At 31.2% G+C, this 621-nt stretch carries 1 pseudogene; it reads right to left on the minus strand.

Annotated elements, in window-relative coordinates:
- A pseudogene (locus OZD68_RS00165) lies at positions 1-296 on the minus strand (WD_0033/WD_0034 family tandem repeat-containing protein); the annotation flags it as partial.
- Positions 297-621 lie beyond the last annotated feature (325 nt).

A 621-nucleotide genomic window follows, 5' to 3' on the forward strand; every position in this document is an offset into this window, starting at 1 on the left:
TTTTCTTTAGCTACTCTTAACATTTTCTCAACAGCTATACTATCTTTACGTAGTATAGCATAAGCAAGTGATATAATAGTTGGTTCTTTACCCCGATGTTTGCTTACTTCCGTAGTAAGAATCCTTTGTTTTTCCTTTTCAGATATTTTTTCTAGTTCTTCAGCAATGCTACTTTTTTTGCCTTCTATTTTTGATGCTAATTTTAAAATACTTTTTTCATCTTTCTCTTTCAATTTCGAATCGTTTACCTGATGAGTCATTTTTTTTCTCAAGGTCTTTCTTATTAAACTAAGCATAACATTTTCTCTCTTCGTGGTTATAATATTTGCTTTTATGAATCAGTTGTGTTGACAATGTATTAATTGCATAGCTCAGACATTGTTTTATAAAGTAAAATTTTAGTAGACCACCTTACAAGAACGTTTCTTGCTAATTCTGAATCCGAAAAAAGGACGCAGTAAAGTTATTTGTAAGGGAAGAATGAAACTTGTAGCTATAGCTAAACTGACTTACGATAATTTGAAAAACCGTCATCCCGCTGCTTGTTAGCGCTTACTATTACCCACAAATATAAATGTTTGTTGCATAGCTCTTAATGGCATAACTTTTGCTTGAAATAAC

Source organism: Wolbachia endosymbiont of Drosophila bicornuta (genome assembly GCF_028982105.1).
Taxonomy (GTDB): domain Bacteria; phylum Pseudomonadota; class Alphaproteobacteria; order Rickettsiales; family Anaplasmataceae; genus Wolbachia; species Wolbachia pipientis.